The organism is Paraburkholderia jirisanensis, assembly GCF_054782355.1.
Genome location: NZ_BAAGSQ010000027.1, coordinates 284,645 through 303,722, shown reverse-complemented (window position 1 = coordinate 303,722; position 19,078 = coordinate 284,645). Strand labels below are relative to the sequence as shown.

Here is a 19,078-nt window from a genome sequence, read left to right as displayed (position 1 = left end):
AAGCCGCCTAGAAGCGGAAACCGAGGCCAGCCTGGATCAGATCTGCGTCGAGGCTCGAGCGGGTGACGACGCGGTTCCACGTGACCCGCGTATCCCAATGCTTGCTGAAGCGATAACTGGCGGACAGCGACACGATCCCCGACAGCGTGCCCTTGATGCCGTCGGAGCCCGGCTCGTTGAACACGTCGATCGAGTAGTACGCGCCGGCGCCGGCCGCGAGCGTCAGGCGCTCGTCGAAGAACGCGCGCGTGATCCATAGCTGCGAGGCAATGCCGTTGCGCCGCACGGCCGCCGGGTTGTTCTCGTGGAAATACGTCGCGCTCCAGTCGACGTACTTGAACAGGCCACGCCGATACTCAAGGCCACTCGAGAAGCCTGTTTCGGAGTTAAGACTGTTCTTGATCGTCTCGCCGGCCAGCACTGTCACCTCGTTGTTCGTCACGCGGTCGTTGCGCGGCAGCGGCCGCTCGCGCGGGCCCGGCTCGCTGGGCGCGTCGAGCTGATAGCCGATGCCGAACAGCAGACCCGTGGTGTTCGGGCCACCGCGCACCTGCGCGCGGTTCAGCTGCATCTGCAGGATCCAGCGGTGCGACGTGTAATACGCCGCGCGCACGCTCATCAGCGCGCCCCAGCCGTGATCGTTCTGAAAGCCAGTCGGGCCGTCCTGGGTGGTGTCCGAGTAGCGATAGGGGCCGACGCCCGCGGACAGCACGAAGCGCCGGTCGTCGAGCGGCAGCCGGCCCCACAGCTGAACGCTTTGGCCGTCGCGATGATGATCGGGAAGATGGCCTTCATTGAGCCACGTAATGCCGAGCGCGGTGTACTTGCCGAGTCCTTCCTGATAGTCGAAAGCCCACGAATATGAATGAGAACCTGCACCGGTTAGTGCGCCACCGAACAGTGCGAATTCCTGGGCACTGGCAGATCGGGCGCAGCACGCACCCGCCGCCGCGAGCAGCATGCAGACGATGCAACGCCCACAATGTGAGGTTCGGCCCGCCGTGTGACAGGTGGATGTGCTGGGATCGGTTGGCAGCGCACGAGACACCTGCTCCTCCTCCTGAAGAAGAATGAGTGGGAATTGGGAATTCGGATTGCTTTGTCTGACGTGACAATTGTTAACCTAGGATATTGCTGAGATAAAGCGAGCAATAACCGTCACTCTGCCACAGTCCACTGAGTGCATGCAGATTACGATGCCATCGAACGTCGTCCAGATCGCGGCCTGGATAAGAATCAACAAGAGTGCAGATTGTTCCTGACAAATGTTCCCGTGGTTTGACGGGGCACGTTACGGATTATTTCAGAACCAGCCACCAGAATTTTCAGACTTTCCTTCAGATAAAAATAAAAATTGAGAGTCAAAATTTAAATTGGTTAACTTGGTAATCCTTATCGGTTATTTTAATGGCAATCTTTCGAATCTATGACGATTCGGAACTCTCTGATTCAATTTTTTAACAAAAAATGTTTTGATTTCGAATTCCGTACGCCAATTGCGGCCGAATTGGTCGCAATGCCGAACTGCCCTTTGCGATGCATAGGCAAACGGGCGCGTGAGGAGCACAAACAACAAACAAATTCCGAGGGAGCCTCCGTGAATCTTCGAGTCATTCTGGCGGACGATCATCCGTTCGTCCTGCTCGGCATCCAGGCCACGCTTGCGGCACAGTGCGGTTTCACCGTGGTCGGCGAAGCGGGCAGTCCTTCGTCGCTGCTCGACGTGCTGGCCTCTACCGCATGCGACGTGCTGGTCACCGACCTCGCAATGCCCGAACAGTCCGGCGACGCCGAAGACGGCCTGCGGCTGATCCGCCGCGTGCGCAGCGAGTGGCCGCAAGTACGCATCGTCGTGCTGACCAGCCTCACGAATGCGGCCATCCTGCGCTCGATCATCGCGGACGGCGTGCTTGGCGTGCTGAACAAGATCGAGTCGATGGACGAGCTGGCCGCGGCGATTCGCGCGGCCGGCGCGGGCCGGCCCTACGTCAGCCGCTCGGTGCTCGACGCGCTGGCCGCAGCCAACGGCGAATCAGCCGCCGTTTCGGTGACGCGCCAACTGTCGCCGCGCCAGGCGGAGGTGATCAGGATGTTCGTGCGCGGCCATTCGATCTCCGAAATCGCGCAGCACCTCGGGCGCGACATACGCACCGTCAGCCGGCAAAAACGCGACGCGATGGCCAAGCTCGGTGTCAGCAACGACCCGGGGCTGTTCGCGTTCGTGCGCGCCCATGGACTGACGTGAATTCTTAGTGCGCCCGAATGCATTGTTGAATATTTCTATGCTATTTCGGAGCAATCTTATGTCTGTCGGGGGATAAATGCTTAATTCTCGCCGGGTACAGCCATCGCTCCGTAAATTGGCCTCAGGAAACGGATCCAAAGGAGCTAATTTGATGAATACCAGGACAGATACCCTATCGCCGGTCCGGACGATCATCGCCGACGATCATCCGCTCGTGCTGTTGGCGATCGAAAATCTGATGTCAACCTATCCGAACATGGAAATCGTGGGGCGAGCGACAGATTCCTCGCAATTGTTCGAAGAGGTTAGACGGGTGTCCTGCGACCTGGTCGTGCTCGATCTGTATATGCCAGGCGGCGCATACGGCGACGGCCTCGAGATGGTGCGGCAATTCCGCGCATGTTTCCCCGAAGTGGTACTGGTCGTCCTGACCATGGAAACCGAAGCCGAAGCGTTACAGAAGGTTATTGCGCTCGGCGTCGGTGCGGTGGTCAGCAAACGCGACCGCATCGATCTGATCCACGTCGCGGTGATCACGGCGCTCGCTCAGGAGTGTTATCTCGGCCCGGCCATTCGTGCGCTGCTTGCCGATGCGACGCTCGCGCGCCGGCTCGATTACGTGCGGCAGATGCTGTCGCGGCGCGAACTCGACGTGCTGACGCAATACGCGTCGGGTCTCGGTGTGACTGAAATCGCGCTGAAGCTTGGGCGCAGCGTCAAGACGATCAGCGCGCAAAAGTGCACGGCGATGCGCAAGCTGTCGCTGCATAGCGATGCCGATCTGTTCCGTTTCGCAGTTGAGCACGGCGTGGTACCGGGCGAGCGCGTCTGAAGTGCGTGGCGCGCCGCTCGCTCGCGCGCCACCGGGGCATCGGCCCGAGGCATACACCAATAACAGGCGGTACCGGTCCCGGGGCAGCACGGCATGCGGGGCGGGCGCCGTCACAACAAGACACAAGAAAAACAATATGGATCACACCCTCCGGATCATCGTCGCCGATGATCACAGCAGTGTGCGCGCCGGTGTGAGCCGGCTGCTCGAAAGTGTTCCGCACTGGTCGGTGGTCGGCGAAGCGTCCGATACGCGGGCGCTCGCCGAACTGCTCGACACGCGTCCTTGCGACCTGATCGTGTCGGACCTCGGCATGCCGGGCATCGACGGCGAGAGCAATGCCATCGTTTTCCTGCGACGCATCTTGCGGCATGCGCCGCACGCGCCGGTCGTCGTGCTGACGATGGTGCATCAACCGCGCACGCTCGCCGGGCTGTTGCGCATGGGTGTCGCGGCGATCGTCGACAAGCGCGACGTGGCCGCTTCGCTGATCGACGCGGTCGAAGCGGCGCATGCGGGGCATCGCTTTTTGTCTGCACACGCGCAAGCGGCTGTCGACGCCTGCGAGGACACGCAGCCGAGCGCCGGCGCGCTGAGTGCGCGCGAGTGGGAGGTGTTCAAGCTGTACGCGCAAGGCATGACGATCCAGCAGATCGCCGCACGGCTCGCGCGCAGCAACAAGACGATCAGCACGCAAAAGCGCAACGCGATGCGCAAGCTCGGGCTCGAGACGGAAGCGGATCTGATCGAGTACGCACGGCAGCTTGGGTTGACTTGAGGTGCGCGGCGTTACGTGAGTTGACGACGCGCGTCGATGGATGGCTGCAGACGCCGAAGTTCATCTCAAATTCGCATTTAGGAATAGTCCGATTACCCCGAAGCCCCGTCGACTCGACAATCTCCGGTCGCGCTCAGCCTGACGCCGGGCGCACCCGCGCCCGATATCCGGTTCGCCATGCACGCGTGGTGCGAGCGGCGCGACACCGAAGGTGTGCCGCTGCCGCCGGCCGCGCCTTCGTCAGCACGACACGCATTGACGGGAGTCGCAATGGCAAGCTTGGGGAGACGGTTGTTGGTCGAGAGCGCGGGTACGGCGTGGGTCGTGTTCGTCGGCTGCGGCAGCGCCGTGCTGAACGCAGGCGCGGTGCAGCAGGGTTGGGGCGTGCTCGAAGTGCCGTTCGCATTCGGCTTGTCGCTGGCCACCGCGATAGCCGTGTTCGGCCGCATCTCGGGCGCGCATTTCAACCCGGCTGTGAGCATCGGGTTCGCCACCGCGCAGCGTTTTACCGTGCGCGATCTGCTGCCGTACATCGGCGCGCAATTGCTGGGCGCAGTGGCCGGTGCTGCGTTGCTCGTGTATGTCGCGAGCGGCCGGCCGGGTTTCGAACTTGCCGCCAGCGCATTCGGCGCGAACGGCTACGACGACCATTCCCCGGCCGACTACCGGCTGCATGCGGCATTTGCGGTCGAGTTCGCGATGTCGTTTGTGTTCGTGTTCGTGAGCCTTGCAGTGTCTGCTCACAAGTCGTCGGCATCGTTTGCGCCGTTCGTGACGGGCGCCTGTTTCATGCTGGCCTATCTGATCGCGACGCCCGTTACCAATGCGTCGATCAACCCGGCCCGTTCGACCGGTGTCGCGTTGTTCGTCGGCGACTGGGCGCTCGATCAGCTTTGGCTGTTCTGGGCCGCGCCGATGGCGGGCGGCGTGCTTGCGGGCCTCGCATGGCCGGCGCTGTGCCGCGAGCGGCCGGATGCGCGCGAGCCGCACGAAGCGGCGCATCAACTGGAAGAATCGCGTTGATGCGGCGGCTGCACAAGCTTCGTAGCGCTGCGCGTCGCGGCGAGTTGGGCCATGGCGGCCCGGCTTGCGGGCGGCTTATCGGACCCGGCAGCCTCAGCCGGCTTAGTGGGCTCGGCAGACACGGCAGACTCAGCGAAGTGAGCGAATTCAGCGAGGTCAGCAAACCCGGCCGCCCGGTACACGGCGCGTCACGTCATCTACTGAACGGCTGGCTATTGCGCACCTTGTGCGCGCTGCTGGTATTCAGCATGTTCCGCATGGCATCTGCGGCATCTGCGGAGCTGCCCGCATCGCAAGACCCCGCGCCACGCGGCACCTTCGCGTTTCCGCAAACGCTCACCATCGGCGTGCTGGCAGGCGGCTGGCCGCCGTTCGAAGAGTTCGACCAGGGGCGTCTCTCCGGTTTGAGCGTCGACTATCTGCGTGAGCTAGCCGGCCCCGACGTCGCATTCGACATCAAGACGTTCCCCGACATGCCGCACCTGCTGGCAGCCGCGTGCGCGAACCAGGTCGACCTGCTGATGAGCATCGCGCGCACGCCCGAGCGCGAACATTGCCTCGCTTTCTCCGATCCGTATTTCGAAGCATCGACCTCGGTCGTCGCACGCGCGGACAACGCGGATGTCACCGACGAACTGGCGCGCAGCGCCGACGTACGCGTCGCAGTCGAGCGCGGTTTTCTGCTCGACGGCCTGTTGCGCGAGCGCTTCCCGCGCGCGCAGATCGACGCATTCGCCAATACCGAAGCGGCGTTGAGCGCAGTCGCGCGCGGCACCAGCGACGTCTACTTCGGCTACACGCCCGCGGTGCAGCACTATCTCGCCGCACACGAATTCGCCGGTCTCAAGGCGGTGGCCGAAGACCGTCGCCGCAACAGCGAACTGCGCTTCGCCGTGCCCCGCGGCCACGCGGCGTTACGCATTGCGCTGAACCGCAGCCTTGCGGCGCTGCCGCCCGCGCAAATCGCGTCGCTGCGTGCACGTTGGGTCGGCGCAGCCGCAGGCCAGCGTGCGGCATCCGCGCCCGCAGCGGCACCCGCCGGTGCGCGCAACAACGGCGATGCGACCGTCACCGCGTTGCGGCTGTTGCCGCTGCTGATCGGCATCGGCGTCACGCTGATTGTGACGCTGCGTGCCTATTCGCTGCTGCAACGTGAAGTGCGCCGCCGCGAACAGACCGAATTGCAACTGGCCTCGCAACTGAACTTCCAGCAGACGATGATGGAGATGGTGCCGTACCCGCTGGTCGCGAAAGATCTGCGCGGCCGGTACGTGGCGGTGAACCGCGCATACGAACGGCTCACCGGCTTGAGCCGCGACACGGTGCTTGGCCGCACCAGCATCGATGTGCTGGCCTGGGGCAAAGAGAACAGCGCGGATCTCGAACGCCTGACGCATCACGCGATCACCACCGGCGAGCGGACCGAAACCGAACTGCAATTCACCGATTGCATGGGCGCGGCGCGGCATGGCGTGTTTTCGGTGTGCCTGTGCCACGGCGCCGACGGGCAGCCTTCGTGTGTGCTCGGTACGGTGGTCGACATCACCGATATTCGCCGCGCCGAGTTGCTCGCGCGCGAAACCGAGCGGCGCCTGTTCGACGTCACGCGTTCGCTGCCGGCCGTGGTATTCCAGTTGCGGCGCGCGGCGGACGGCAGCTACTCGTTCCCGTATATCGGTGGCGACACCAAGTACTGGCTGGGCCGCGACAGCAATACGCTCACGCGCGGCGGCGCGGTGAATTTCAACCGTGTCTGCGCGGAAGACCGGCCGCACGTGCTGGCTGCGCTCGAACGTTCGGCGGCGAGCGCCGAGCCGATTCACATCGAGTTCCGCATGAACAGCGTGGCCGAACTACGCTGGGTGCGCGCAGAGCTGGTTGGCCGCCGCGAAGCAGATGGCGGCACCGTGTGGAGCGGCTACTGGGTCGACGCGAGCGCCGAGCGGCAACGCTCCGACGAACTGGCGCGGGCGCGCGATCTGGCCGAAGCGGCGTCGCGCGCGAAAGACGATTTCCTCGCGATGATGAGCCACGAAATCCGCACGCCGATGAACGGTGTGCTCGGCCTTGTCGAAGTGCTCGAGCGCACCCGCCTCGATGCCGATCAGGGCGAGATGCTGCGCATGATCCACGAATCGGCCGGTGCTTTATTGCAGATTCTCGATGACCTGCTCGACTATTCGAAGATCGAAGCCGGCCGTCTGACCATCGAGACCGAACCGTTCGACCTGCGCGACCTGGTCGACACCGCGGTCGGTCTGCTGGCGGCGCGCGCGCACGAGAAAGGGCTCAAGGTGCGCGTCGATATCGAGCCGCACGTGGCAGCCGTGGTGCGCGGCGACAGCGTGCGGCTGCGGCAGATTCTGTTCAACCTGCTGGGCAACGCGATCAAATTCACGCCGGCCGGAGAAGTAGATGTGCATGTCGCGGTGGCTCAACACACCGAGGCAGGCCAGACGCTCGAAATCACCGTCGAAGATACCGGCATCGGCATCGCGCCCGACGTGCAGGCGCGCCTGTTCGAGCCGTTCGTGCAGGCCGAATCGTCGACTACGCGGCGCTTCGGCGGCACGGGTCTCGGGCTCACGATCTGCCGCAAGCTGGTCGATCTGATGGGCGGTTCGCTCGAACTGCACAGCACGCCGGAAGTCGGCACACGCATGACGCTGCGCCTGCTGATGCCGGTCGATCTGTCGAGTTATACGGCGGGCGGCCTGCGCGGCAAGCGCGGCCTGGTGGCGGTGGCCGACGCGCGTGTGCAGCAGGCCTTGCTGCATTTCGGCGCGGCGCTCGGTATCGAACTGCGCGGCGTATCGCCCGGCGCGCCGGAACTGCGCGACGCAGAGGCGCTCGTCGGCGCCGATCTGATCTTTATCGGCGATGGCTTCGACCTATCTGCTGCATTGCGCCGGCAGGCGCGCGTGATCCGCCTCACCGAAAAGCCGAAGCCGACCGGCTACCGGATCGTCGACGACACGGTGCGCGTCAGCATCAATCCGATTTCGTGGCGTGGTCTCGGCGCGGCATGCGCGGCAGCGCTGACGGGCCTCGCGCCGAAGCCGCCGCGCTCGCGTCGCGAGGTGGCTGAGCCGGTCGTGCCACCCGACCGCGAGCGCGCCATCGCGAACGGCCGTCTCGTGCTGGTGGCCGAAGACCATCCGGTGAATCAGGAACTGATCCGTCATCAGCTGGCGTTGCTCGGCTTTGCGTGCGACGTCGTCAACGATGGCGCCGAAGCGCTCGACGCGTTGGCACGCGCAAGCTACGCGTTTCTGATCACCGATTGCCATATGCCGCATCTGTCCGGCTACGAGCTCGCGCGCCGGGTGCGGCAGAACGAGGCCGAGGCCGGCGGCGCGCTGCGTCTGCCGATCATCGGCATCACCGCGAACACCGCGCCCGAAGATCTGGACGCGTGTCGCGAAGCCGGCATGGACGACTGCCTGATCAAGCCGACTCGCCTTGCGACCTTGCGCGATCATCTGAGCCGCTGGTTCATGGCGGACGGCCTGCGTCAGTCGCTGCACGATGCTGCCTCCGCGCACACGCCGCATGATCCGACCACCGCGACGCCGGCGCCACGCGACGCGACCGAACCGTTCGTGCCGGTCGATCTCGCGCGCCTGACGCAGGTATGGGGCAGCGAATCGACGGTGAAGGTCTTGCTCGATTCGTTCGTGTCCGCGGTGCGCGACGACGTCCGCGCGTTGCCGCCGTTGCTCGACGAGCCCGACCTCGACGTGCTGCGTGCGTGGCACCATCGCGTGGCGGGCGCAGTCGGCGTGCTGCAATATCCGCCGCTCTACGCCGCACTCGAAGACTACCGCGCCCGCTTCGCCGAAGCATCGCCGGAGCATCTGCGTGCCGATGGCCTCGCGCTCGTGCGCAAATGCAATGCGATGCTCGACGGCATCGAAGCGCAGGCTGCGCTGCTGCCGTAGCTCAGCGCAATCCGGCACGCGTCTACGGGTTGCTGCCATGTGTGTGTCGCCGAATTCAACTAGTATGTGCTGGCACCACATACAAGACTTCGGAGATAAGAATGATCGCAATTCGTAAGCTTAAGCTGGGTGTGATGCTGTTTGCGTTGCTGGCGAGCGCCGCTGCATTCGCCGACAACGTGGCGCTGAAAGCCGATCTCGAACCGTCGAGCGAAGTGCCGCCGCGTGTGAGCCAGGGTCACGGCATGCTGCAGGCCACCTTCGACACGGCGACCAAGACGCTGCAATGGACGGTGACTTATGACGGCCTGTCCGGGCCGGCAACCGCCGCACACTTCCATGGTCCGGCTCCTGTCGGCCAGAACGCGGGCGTGGTGGTGCCGATCGACAAGAAGTCGCTGCCGAGCCCGATCCGCGGTTCGCAGACGCTGACCGAACAGCAGGTGACCGATCTGATGGCCGGCCAGTGGTACTTCAACGTCCACACCGCGCAGAATCCGACCGGCGAGATTCGCGGTCAGGTGTTGCCGGCGAACTAAGCCGCAGAGTCGACGCTATGGCGCGCGGCCGATGCTGGGTCGCCGCGCGTCGCGCTTCGTGCGGTCGGCTTCAAAAGACGCGCCTGCGTTGCACTTCTAGAACTCATTCTCAACGGCGTTGGCCGTGAACCCACGTACCATGCGGCAATGACCGTTGATGGAGCGTGTGTCGATGAGCTGGCAGAGTGCGGTGGCTTGCTGGATCCTGCGTCGGCGATTCTTGCCACAGACCCAACACACGCAGGTGAGCGTCGAACGGGCGCGGGCGATGACCGCAAAGCGCGGCTGGTCGCCGAAGGTCCCGTCGGGCTGGCAACTGCGTGAGCAGTACGACGACAGTGCACTGCCGTTGCGCGGCGAGTGGCTCGAGCGCAAGGGCGGTGGGGCGTCCGGTTCTGCAGTAACGATTCTCTACTTCCATGGCGGCGGCTATTACTTCTGCTCGCCGCAAACCCACCGGTCATTGACGTTCGGCCTCGCCACCCGCGCCGGTGCGCGTGTCTTCTCGCTTGATTACCGCCTCGCGCCCGAGCATCGTTTTCCTGCGGCGCTCGACGATGCGCTTGCTGCCTATCGCCAGTTGATCGCAGACGGCGTATCGCCCGAATCGATCGTATTGGCAGGCGACTCGGCCGGCGGCGGCCTCGCGCTGGCGACGCTGGTCGCGTTGCGCGACGCGGGCACCGCGCTGCCCGCCGGCGCACTGCTGTTCTCACCATGGACGGATCTTGCCGCGACCGGCGCGTCGATCAAGATCAACGATGGCGTGGACCCGATGTTTAGCGGCGCATCGATAGGCCGCGCCGCGCGTCTTTATCTCGGCGATACGCCCGCTACGCATCCATATGCATCGCCTTGCTACGCCGATCTGCACGGTCTGCCGCCGCTGTTCATCCAGGCGGGCAGCACCGAAGTGCTACTCGACGATGCGCGCCGCGTCGCCGAGCGTGCGCATAAGACCGGCGTCCAGGTCGAGTTTGAAATCTGGCCGAAGATGCCTCACGTGTGGCCGCTATGGGTGCCGTTCCTGCCCGAAGCGCGTCGCGCGCTCGACGACGCGGCACGCTTCACGCAGCGCATCACCGCGACGAGCACGGCGGCTCAGCGTTCAAGCCCGATATCGATCGCCTGATACGCGATTCGCACGGCATCGGTGCCGTAGCGGCGCTCGAGCCGGCGCACGGTGAAGTGGCCATGCGCGACCTGCTGGAAGTGATCGATAAAGACGGTGTTGACCATCGCGCCGAGCACCGCGCCAAGCGCGGGAATCGATTTGGCCGCCACCTGCTCGCTGACCTGCACCGAAAAGCGCGACGCGATCGTGTTCAACAGACGCAGCAGCGCCGCCGAGCCGTGCGATGTGAAGCCCTTCGCGGCAATCTCCGATGAAGCCTTCGAAACGGCCTGCGCCAGCGCGCCGCGCATGATGAAGTAGCCGTAGTCGGCGTCGTCGTCGGATTTCGACGCGCTGCCCATGCCGAGCACCGTCAGACATTGCAACTGCGTATCGATCGACGTCAGATCCTCGCCTTCGCTGCGCGCGATGTCGCAGATCGAGCGGAACATCAGCGTGGTGGTGACCGGCAGTTCGACCGGTAATGCGAACAGGCCGAACGCACCGCCGGCGGCGCCGGTCGTCGCTACCGCGAACTTGTGCAGCAGGTTACTCGGCCGGTTTTCGTTGGCCGCGAGCGGCACCGCGCGGCCGAGCGTGCGAAGTGCAATCGACAGGCATTTGCGCAACGCTGCCTGGGTCGCGTCGTTCACCTTGTCGTTGGCCACCGTCGGCATCCGCGCCAGCAGCTTTTCGAGCGGCGCACCGACGATGCTCGCCAGCTTCATCGCGAACGCCGGGCTCTCCAGTTCGTGTTTCGCACGCTGCAGCACGATCAGATCGTCGGCCGACAGTGCTTGTCCTTCTTCAGAAAGGGTGTCCATGAAGCTCCTCGAAGCAGACCGGTGACGCTGCGGGCCGCAGCGGATTCACGTGATTCAGGTGCAAGTTTAGAGCCCGGCCGCATGCTATGATTCCGTACCGTTGACTCGTCAACTGTTGTATCAACAAACATGGCCTCTCACACCGCCGCCCATCATTCAAGCGGGCAAGTTTTACCGTTTCGCGAGTCCCTGCTCGCGATGCTGGGGATCTCGTTCGTGTCCATGCTGGTCGCGCTCGATCAGACCGTCGTCGGCACGGCGCTGCCCACCATCGTCGCCGATCTGAAAGGCTTCGAGTTGTATGCGTGGGTCGCCACGTCGTATCTGCTGACCTCGGTGATCATGGTGCCGGTGTTCGGCCGGCTCGGCGACTACTACGGGCGCAAGCCGTTCGTGATCGCGTCGATCGTTCTGTTTACCGGCGCCTCGGTGTTATGCGGTGCGGCGCACAGCATGCTGTTCCTCGTGATCGCGCGCGGCTTGCAGGGTATCGGCGGCGGCATGCTGGTCGGCACCGCGTTCGCGTGCATTCCCGATCTGTTCCCAGACCCTGTCGTACGCCTGCGCTGGCAGGTGCTGATGAGCACGCTGTTCGGCATCGCGAATGCGGTCGGGCCGTCGCTTGGCGGGTTTCTGACGCAGTACGCCGGCTGGCGCTCGGTGTTCTATGTGAATCTGCCGGTCGGGCTGTTGTCGCTGTTTTTCGTGTGGCGCTATCTGCCGCATCTGCGCCAGGTGGTGCACGAGGGCAAGATGCGTCTCGACTGGCCCGGCGCGGTGCTGATCGCGGTTGCGCTGGGTTCGATGCAACTGTTCGTCGAAATGTTGCCGAAGCAAGGCTTGTCGTTGTCGGTCGTCGCGCTGGTGGTGGTTTGCGTCGCGTCCGCGTATGCGCTGTGGCAATGGGAAAAGCGTTTCCCGCAGGCGATCCTGCCGGTCGATATGTTCCGCAACCGCAGCCTGTCAGGTCTGTTCGCGCTGGCGGTGCTGGCCGGCTTCTCGATGTTCTCGATTATTTTCTATGCGCCGCTGCTGTATCAGGGCGGCTTTGGCATGTCGCCGAATGAAGCCGGCATCGTGATTACGCCGCTTGTCGTGTTCATTACGGTCGGCAGTATCGCCAACGGGCGCGTCGTGTCGCGCATCCGCAATCCGAACCTGATGCTGTATATCGGCTTCGCGATGCTCGCGGTTGCATGCATCGGTTCGGCAGTGTCCACACGTTCGATGCCGCATGGGCTGATGATGTTGTTGATGGCGCTCGCCGGTCTCGGGCTCGGCTTCGTGCTGCCGAACCTGACCGTGTTCGCGCAGCAGACCGCCGGCCGTGAGCATCTGGGCATTGCGACTGCGCTGTTGCAATCGCTGCGCATGATCGGCGGCATGATCGGCACCGCGATTACCGGCACGCTGGTCACGCAGATGTACACGGGCGGCGTGCGCGGCGCGCTGGACCACGAGCATGCAAGCCACTGGTTCGCGCAGCTTGGCGATCCGCAGATTCTGATCGATCATGGCGCGCAGGCAGCCTTGCTCGATCAGCTTGCGCGCGCAGGCCACAATGGCGCGGCGCTGCTCGAAGCCGCACGCGAATCGCTGGTCGGCGCGATCCATCTGGGCCTGGCGATTGCGACGGTGGTTGCACTCATATCGATCTGGCATTGCCGGCGCGTGCCGCCGGTGAAGCTGACGCGCAAGATCGAGCCGGCTGTTGCCGCAGACTGATTTTCGACTTTGGCTTGACCCGAGATTATGGAAGAACAGGACCGCATTGCCATCCTTCACCAGTTCGGCCGCACCTACCGGGCATTCATGTCCGCGTTCGAGGCGCAGGTCGGGCATCCGATGCCGCGCTGGCGCATCATGCTGGCGCTGTACGAGCAGGACGGCGAGTCGTCGCAGAAGCGTCTGGTCGAGCGTCTGCGCGTCGATCCGGGCGCGCTGACGCGGCAGTTGAAGTCGCTCGAAGCGCTGGGCTGGATCGAGCGCAGTATGGACACGCGCGACAACCGTGTGACCAACGTGCGTTTGACGGCGGCAGGGCGAGCGGCGATCGAAGCGAGCTTGCCGAGCCGCAACGCGTTTCTGCATGAGTCGATGGAAGGTCTGCCGGATGAGGCGCTGGCGGCGTTGTCGAGCGCGCTCGGTATGCTTGAGACGCGTATTGGCGAAGTGGCCACGGCGGGTGTGACGTTGCGCAGCGCGCCGGTAGTCGATGCGGATAACACCGACCGTTGAGCTGAGTCGAACCGAGCTGGGTTGAACTGGGTTGCGTCGAACCGACGTGAGTCGAGCTGAAGTGCGTTGAGCCGAGTCAGGCCGAGCCGAGCGGCGTGTCATACAGGCCGCGGCTATGGCGCCGCGGTCATCGAACGAAGCGGATCGCTGAGCGGCCGCTTCCTCCCATCTCAGAAATAAGTTTCGATCACTTCCGTCACGCGATACGACGGATCGACAACCAGCAGCTGACGCCATTTGTCGAAGGTCAGGCACGGATGCGAGATGTCGAACGCGATCATGTCGCCGACTTGCAGATCCGCGCCCGCCGGAATCCGCATATACGCGTGCTGATCCATCAGCCCGAATATTTCCCACTGGTCGGCCGGCGAGAGCTCGCGCGGCGCCGTGCTGCCCGGACGATAGTGACGCGCCGGTTCGGGCAAGCCCGCATCGAAGGCCGCATCGCGTTTGCCGAAGCCGATGATCGCGCGGTCCGGTTCCGGAATCGACTGCACGTACGCCCATAGCTGCAGCGCAGGCAACAGGCCTTCGCCCATTTTCTTCGCCACCGGATTGCGCGCGAGGATGTCGTTCTGCGCCTTGCGATAGACGCCGACGTCATGCGTCAGATAGCAGCCGGGGCGCAGCACCAGCTCGATCTGGCTGGCGTCGCCGGCCTGCGCGAATTCTTCGGCGACCACGTCGTACCACGCGGAGCCGGCGCCCGACAGAATCGCCGGCGTGCGTGCAAAGCGCTTCGCTTCGAGCAGAGCGCGCGTGGTCGCGACCGCGCCGCGCAGAAACGCGCGCACTTCGTGTTCTTCCTTCAACACGCCTTCATATAGTTCGATGCCGGCCAGCTGCAGCGAATCGGGAAAGCGCGCGATCGCCTCGAGCACGGCGCCCAGTTGCGCGCCGTCGCGCACGCCGGTGCGTCCACCCGGTACACCGAGCTCGATCAGCACATTCAGTTGCTTGCGTAGCGAGCCGAAAAACGTGCCCAACTGTTCCACGCCCGCGACCGAATCGACGAGGCAATAGAACTCGAAATCCGGATCGCTCAGCAGTTCCGCGACCATCAGCATGTTGCGTTTGCCGACCAGCTGATTGGCCATCAGCACGCGCGATACGCCGCCGTGATACGCGGCGCGCACCTGATGCGCGGTGGCGAGCGTGATACCCCACGCGCCGGTTTCGAGCTGGCGACGAAACAGCTGCGGCGCCATCGTGGTCTTGCCGTGCGGCGCGAGCTTCAGCTGGTATTCGTTGACGAAGGCCTGCATCCATTTCAGGTTGTGCTGGATGCGCTCTTCATACAGCACGGCGGCGGGCAGGCTGACGTCTTCATCGAGCAGATTCCATTCGAGACGTCCCGCGTCCGTCAGCTGGATGCTGGTGCCCGGCACGTTGCCGAGGCCCTTGCTGGACGGGTCGATTGTCGGGCCCTGATAGTTTGTAACTTTCATCGCATGCGGCTCCATCGTCCGGTTATATCGAAGCGATTTGACTTGCGTATGTTACCGAAAGTAGGATGTTCGGCGAAATGTTATTTAGTACCAGCGCTGTGACTGATCCTTGCCAATTGTGATGAATTTGAGCGCCGAACCGCTTAGCTTCGATATCGTCGCGCGCATCGCCGAATGCGCGCCCGAGTTGCGTTCGGCCGAGCGCAAGGTGGCCGCGCTGATTCTCGACGATCTAACCGGCGCCTCGCATGCGAGCATCGGCGAGATTGCGCAGCGTGCAGAGGTGAGTGTCGCGACGGTCACGCGATTTGCGAAGACAGTTGGCTGCCGCGATGTGCGTGAGCTGAAGCTGCGGCTTGCGCAAGCCGCAGCGGTCGGGCAGCGGTTTTTGCAAGGCGGTGTGCCGAGTACAGAGCCGGGTCCGATCGCGACACGGGTGTTCGATGAACTGCGCACCGCGCTCACGCATAACCATCAGTTGTTGCTGCAGGCACCGCTGGTCGAAGCGGCCGCGGCGTTGCGCGAAGCGCGCATGATTTACGTGTACGGTATGGGCGGCGGCTCGAGCGCGCTGGCCGACGAGATGCGCTTTCGGCTCGTGCGGCTTGGGCGGCCGGTCGCAACGTATCAGGATGGCCTGCTGCAGCGGATGGTGGCGAGCACCGTGTCGCGCGATTGCGTGATGATCGCGTTATCGGTGACGGGCCGCGTGCCGGAACTGGTCGAAAGCTGTCGCCTTGCGCGCAGTTATGGCGCGACGCTGATCGCGCTGACCGCGCCCGCTTCGCCGCTCGCGAAGCTTGCCGACTGGCTGATTCCGATCGTCGCATTCGAAACCGATTTCATCTACAAGCCGTCGTCGTCGCGTTACGCGATGCTGATGGCGCTCGACGTGCTCGTTACCGAGCTTGCGGTCAGCCAGGGCGACGAAAGCCGCGAACTGCTGCGCCGCATGAAGCATGCGCTCGACGCGCATCGCGGCGGCGGCGACCGTCAACCGATAGGAGACTGATCCATGCATTCGCATCCCGAGGCTGCCGATACGCTGATCGTCGGCGTGCAACTGTACGACGGCACCGGTGCACCGCCCGTCGAGCGCGACATCGCATTGCGCCAGGGGCGCATCGCGGCAATCGGCAATCTGTCGAACTGGCTGGCTGAAGAAGTGATCGAGGCGAACGGGCGCGCGCTCGCGCCGGGCTTCATCGACGTGCACACGCATGACGACACGCATGTGATCCGCGCACCGCAGATGCTGCCGAAGATCTCGCAGGGCGTGACGACGGTGATCGTCGGCAACTGTGGGATCAGCGCTTCGCCGGTCACGCTGAAGGGCGATCCGCCCGATCCGATGAATCTGCTCGGTGCGCGCGATGCGTTCAGCTATCCGACGTTCGCTGCGTATGTGGATGCGGTGAATGCCGCACAGCCTGCGGTGAATGTGGCTGCGTTGATCGGGCACACGGCGCTGCGCAACAACCAGATGGACCGGCTCGATCGCGCGGCGACCCAAGGCGAAGTCGCGCAGATGCGTGTGCAACTGGAAGAAGCGCTTGCGCATGGCGCGCTTGGTTTGAGCACGGGCCTCGCGTACGGCTCGGCGATCGCATCGTCGACTGAAGAAGTGATGGCGCTGGCCGAACCGCTTGCCGCTGCAGGCGCGCTTTACACGACGCATATGCGCACCGAGTTCGACGCGATTCTCGACGCAATGGACGAAGCGTACCGGATCGGCCGTCATGCGCATGTACCGGTGGTGATCTCGCATCTGAAATGCGCGGGGCCGTCGAACTGGGGGCGCAGCGCGCAAGTGCTCGAATCGCTGGAAGGCGCGCGGCGTTTGCAGCCGATCGGCTGCGATTGCTATCCATACGACCGCAGCTCGTCGACGCTTGCGGTGAAGCAGGTGACGGGCGACATCGATATCACGATCACATGGTCGACGCCGCATCCGGAAGTGGCCGGCAAGCTGATTCGCGATATCGCGAGCGAATGGGGCGTCACGCAGCAGGAAGCCGCGCAGCGTCTGCAGCCGGCGGGCGCGGTATATCACAACATGTCCGAAGACGACGTGCGGCGCATCCTGTCGCATCCGGCGACGATGATCGGCTCCGATGGCTTGCCGAACGATCCGCTGCCGCATCCGCGGTTGTGGGGAGCATTTCCGCGCGTGCTGGGGCATTACGCGCGCGATCAGCAGCTGATTTCGCTGCAAGAGGCAGTGCGCAAGATGACGGGTTTGTCCGCGCGCCGTTTCGGCTTGACGCAGCGTGGCGAGATCCACGTGGGCTATCACGCGGATCTCGTGCTGTTCGATCCGGCGAAGGTGCGCGATGCGGCCACCTTCGATCAGCCGCAGCAGGCGGCCGATGGCATCGACGCAGTATGGGTGAATGGGGTGCTGTCGTATCGCGACGGCGCGCCGACCGGCCAGCGCGCCGGGCAATTCGTGGCGCGCGGCGCGCGGCCCGCAACGGGCGACGACGCGCCGCGCGATTTTTGAAACTCGATCTGACTACGTGACAGGGAGCAAACGATGAAGCGATATGGAGTGGAAGGCGGTAAAGGGACCGGCGGTCAGCATATGCCGTTTGCGCGCGCTGTCGAGGCGGATGGCTGGCTTTATGTTTCCGGCCAGACGCCGATGGAAAACGGTGAGGTGGTCAACGGCGGGATTGTCGATCAGTCGCATAAGGCGCTGCAGAACGTGTTCGCGATTCTGAAGGAAGCGGGGTACGGCGCGGAGCATGTGGTGCGCTGTGGGGTGTGGCTCGACGATCCGCGCGATTTTGCTTCGTTCAACAAGGTGTTTCGCGAGTACTTTGGCGAGCATCCGCCGGCGCGCGCTTGTGTGGTGTCGAGTATGGTGATCGACTGCAAGGTGGAAGTGGATTGTGTGGCGTATAAGGCGCCGCAGAAGTGATCTGATAAAGCGACGGCGCAAAGCCGTCGCTTTATCGGGCGGATCCACAGCTACGCCCCCCTCCGGTTCACCTCGAGCCACCGCTTCGGCGTCAGACCATCCAGTTCACGAAACACGGTCGTGAAATGCGCCTGCCCCTGAAATCCCACCGCAAGCGCGACATCGACGATCGCCATGTCGTTCATCAGCAACGTCTTGGCGCGTTCAATCCGGCGGTTCCGCAAGAAAGCGTGCGGCGTGCACCCGGTTGCAAGCCTGAACTGCGCGGCAAAATGCATCCGGCTCAAACCGACATGCCGCGCCACATCGTGTAGCGTGATCGGCTCGCCGAGATTCGCTTCGATATAGTCGATCGCGCGCCGCACGCGTTGCGGCGCAAGTCCTTGCGTCGATGCTGCAGGCGCGCACTCGTGTGCGTAACGCGACAGCACGTGCCCGAGAATTTCATGAAACAGCCCGCGCGCCGCCCATACATCGGCCTGATCCCGCTTGCCGCGCGTAGCCGCAAGCAACTTGGCGGTGGAAACCAGCACAGGGTCGACGCGAAACGCGGGATCTTCGAGCTGTAACGCCGAGCTTTCCCCGCGCAGCCCGACAAACTCCGATTCGACGACATCGCGCGGCACAAAAATATGCACCGCTTCATTCGCGCCGCGAAAGCTGCACATCACCCGTTCACCGGGCGCCGTGAGTTGCACACCGCCCGGCCCACCCGTGCCCCGATCGAGCAGACGCCCATTTTTGTAGCAATCCACCGACGCCTTGCCGAGCAGAATACTGATCGTGTAATGCTCCGCCGACATCGGCGCGATCATTTCCCGGCGTGCCTCGCGATCATCGGCCCAATAGCCGATCACCACATCCTCTTCCGGGCTGCGGTTTGTGCGATGCGGAATCTCGCGCCACGCGTGCTCGTCGGCAAGTACGCTTTGCAGCGAAACGGGGGCGCGCCGCGCATTGACGCGGCAAACGTCGGTCTGCATGAACAGTCTCCTGCACTGCGATCGTCACACGCTCGCGATGGGTTGCGCATTCGCGCTGCATAGAGCGCTGCGCCGCATCATATCGATGCAACGCGTGTGATGCCTCCACTACCAAAGGGTCGCGATCTCGCGCCTGAATCCGCGAGCGGCGTCTTCGAACCGAAATATACGGCAGAATATAACGGTACGC

The 19,078-nt window shown here is 63.9% G+C and carries 16 protein-coding genes; 12 read left to right on the top strand and 4 right to left on the bottom strand.

Features of this window, described 5'->3' with window-relative positions:
• Positions 1–7: 7 nt before the first annotated feature.
• Positions 8–961 (bottom strand): hypothetical protein, encoded by a 954-nt coding sequence (locus ACYVNQ_RS24070; RefSeq protein ID WP_460905258.1) that lies wholly within the window; start codon positions 959–961, stop codon positions 8–10.
• A gap of 651 nt (positions 962–1,612) precedes the next feature.
• Between ACYVNQ_RS24070 and ACYVNQ_RS24065 the strand changes: the two genes are divergently transcribed.
• The 7 genes from ACYVNQ_RS24065 (at position 1,613) to ACYVNQ_RS24035 (ending at position 10,490) form a co-directional block, all read left to right on the top strand.
• Positions 1,613–2,245 carry a response regulator gene (locus tag ACYVNQ_RS24065; RefSeq protein WP_460906071.1) on the top strand — a complete coding sequence of 211 codons (633 nt, stop codon included), beginning with the start codon at positions 1,613–1,615 and terminating at the stop codon, positions 2,243–2,245.
• Between the two features lie 151 nt (positions 2,246–2,396).
• Entirely contained in the window at positions 2,397–3,077 is a 681-nt protein-coding gene (locus tag ACYVNQ_RS24060; RefSeq protein ID WP_460905256.1) for a response regulator, read from the top strand.
• 136 nt (positions 3,078–3,213) lie between these two features.
• Positions 3,214–3,855, top strand: a complete 642-nt coding sequence (locus tag ACYVNQ_RS24055; protein WP_460905254.1) for a response regulator — start codon at positions 3,214–3,216, stop codon at positions 3,853–3,855.
• A gap of 270 nt (positions 3,856–4,125) precedes the next feature.
• Positions 4,126–4,878: an aquaporin Z gene (aqpZ, locus tag ACYVNQ_RS24050; RefSeq protein WP_460905252.1), complete on the top strand. Its 753-nt coding sequence runs from the start codon at positions 4,126–4,128 to the stop codon at positions 4,876–4,878.
• Between the two features lie 137 nt (positions 4,879–5,015).
• Positions 5,016–8,819: an ATP-binding protein gene (locus ACYVNQ_RS24045; RefSeq protein ID WP_460905250.1), complete on the top strand. Its 3,804-nt coding sequence runs from the start codon at positions 5,016–5,018 to the stop codon at positions 8,817–8,819.
• A 101-nt stretch (positions 8,820–8,920) separates the two neighbouring features.
• Complete coding sequence (locus tag ACYVNQ_RS24040; protein ID WP_460905247.1) at positions 8,921–9,358, top strand: CHRD domain-containing protein; 438 nt, start codon at positions 8,921–8,923, stop codon at positions 9,356–9,358.
• Positions 9,359–9,530: 172 nt separating this feature from the next.
• Complete coding sequence (locus ACYVNQ_RS24035) at positions 9,531–10,490, top strand: alpha/beta hydrolase (protein ID WP_460905245.1); 960 nt, start codon at positions 9,531–9,533, stop codon at positions 10,488–10,490.
• On the opposite strand, the gene ACYVNQ_RS24030 is transcribed toward ACYVNQ_RS24035, so the two are convergent.
• Positions 10,460–11,296 (bottom strand): EcsC family protein, encoded by an 837-nt coding sequence (locus tag ACYVNQ_RS24030; RefSeq protein ID WP_460905243.1) that lies wholly within the window; start codon positions 11,294–11,296, stop codon positions 10,460–10,462. The genes ACYVNQ_RS24035 and ACYVNQ_RS24030 overlap by 31 nt on opposite strands.
• A gap of 129 nt (positions 11,297–11,425) precedes the next feature.
• Between ACYVNQ_RS24030 and ACYVNQ_RS24025 the strand changes: the two genes are divergently transcribed.
• A complete protein-coding gene (locus ACYVNQ_RS24025) occupies positions 11,426–13,021 on the top strand; it encodes an MFS transporter (RefSeq protein ID WP_460905241.1) in 1,596 nt (531 codons plus the stop codon).
• 27 nt (positions 13,022–13,048) lie between these two features.
• On the top strand, positions 13,049–13,534 hold the full coding sequence (locus tag ACYVNQ_RS24020; RefSeq protein WP_460905239.1) for a MarR family winged helix-turn-helix transcriptional regulator: 486 nt from the start codon (positions 13,049–13,051) through the stop codon (positions 13,532–13,534).
• Positions 13,535–13,704: 170 nt separating this feature from the next.
• Here the strand turns inward: ACYVNQ_RS24020 and ACYVNQ_RS24015 are convergent, their stop codons facing one another.
• Entirely contained in the window at positions 13,705–14,982 is a 1,278-nt protein-coding gene (locus ACYVNQ_RS24015) for an amino acid deaminase (protein ID WP_460905237.1), read from the bottom strand.
• A 121-nt stretch (positions 14,983–15,103) separates the two neighbouring features.
• On the opposite strand from ACYVNQ_RS24015, the gene ACYVNQ_RS24010 reads away from it, so the two are divergent.
• The 3 genes from ACYVNQ_RS24010 to ACYVNQ_RS24000 are packed head-to-tail and all read left to right on the top strand — an operon-like array spanning position 15,104 to position 17,905.
• Positions 15,104–15,994 (top strand): MurR/RpiR family transcriptional regulator, encoded by an 891-nt coding sequence (locus ACYVNQ_RS24010; RefSeq protein WP_460905235.1) that lies wholly within the window; start codon positions 15,104–15,106, stop codon positions 15,992–15,994.
• A gap of 3 nt (positions 15,995–15,997) precedes the next feature.
• Positions 15,998–17,485, top strand: a complete 1,488-nt coding sequence (locus tag ACYVNQ_RS24005; RefSeq protein ID WP_460905233.1) for an N-acyl-D-amino-acid deacylase family protein — start codon at positions 15,998–16,000, stop codon at positions 17,483–17,485.
• Between the two features lie 33 nt (positions 17,486–17,518).
• Positions 17,519–17,905 carry a RidA family protein gene (locus ACYVNQ_RS24000; protein WP_460905231.1) on the top strand — a complete coding sequence of 129 codons (387 nt, stop codon included), beginning with the start codon at positions 17,519–17,521 and terminating at the stop codon, positions 17,903–17,905.
• Between the two features lie 50 nt (positions 17,906–17,955).
• Here the strand turns inward: ACYVNQ_RS24000 and ACYVNQ_RS23995 are convergent, their stop codons facing one another.
• Positions 17,956–18,888 carry a helix-turn-helix domain-containing protein gene (locus tag ACYVNQ_RS23995; protein WP_460905229.1) on the bottom strand — a complete coding sequence of 311 codons (933 nt, stop codon included), beginning with the start codon at positions 18,886–18,888 and terminating at the stop codon, positions 17,956–17,958.
• Positions 18,889–19,078: the final 190 nt, after the last annotated feature.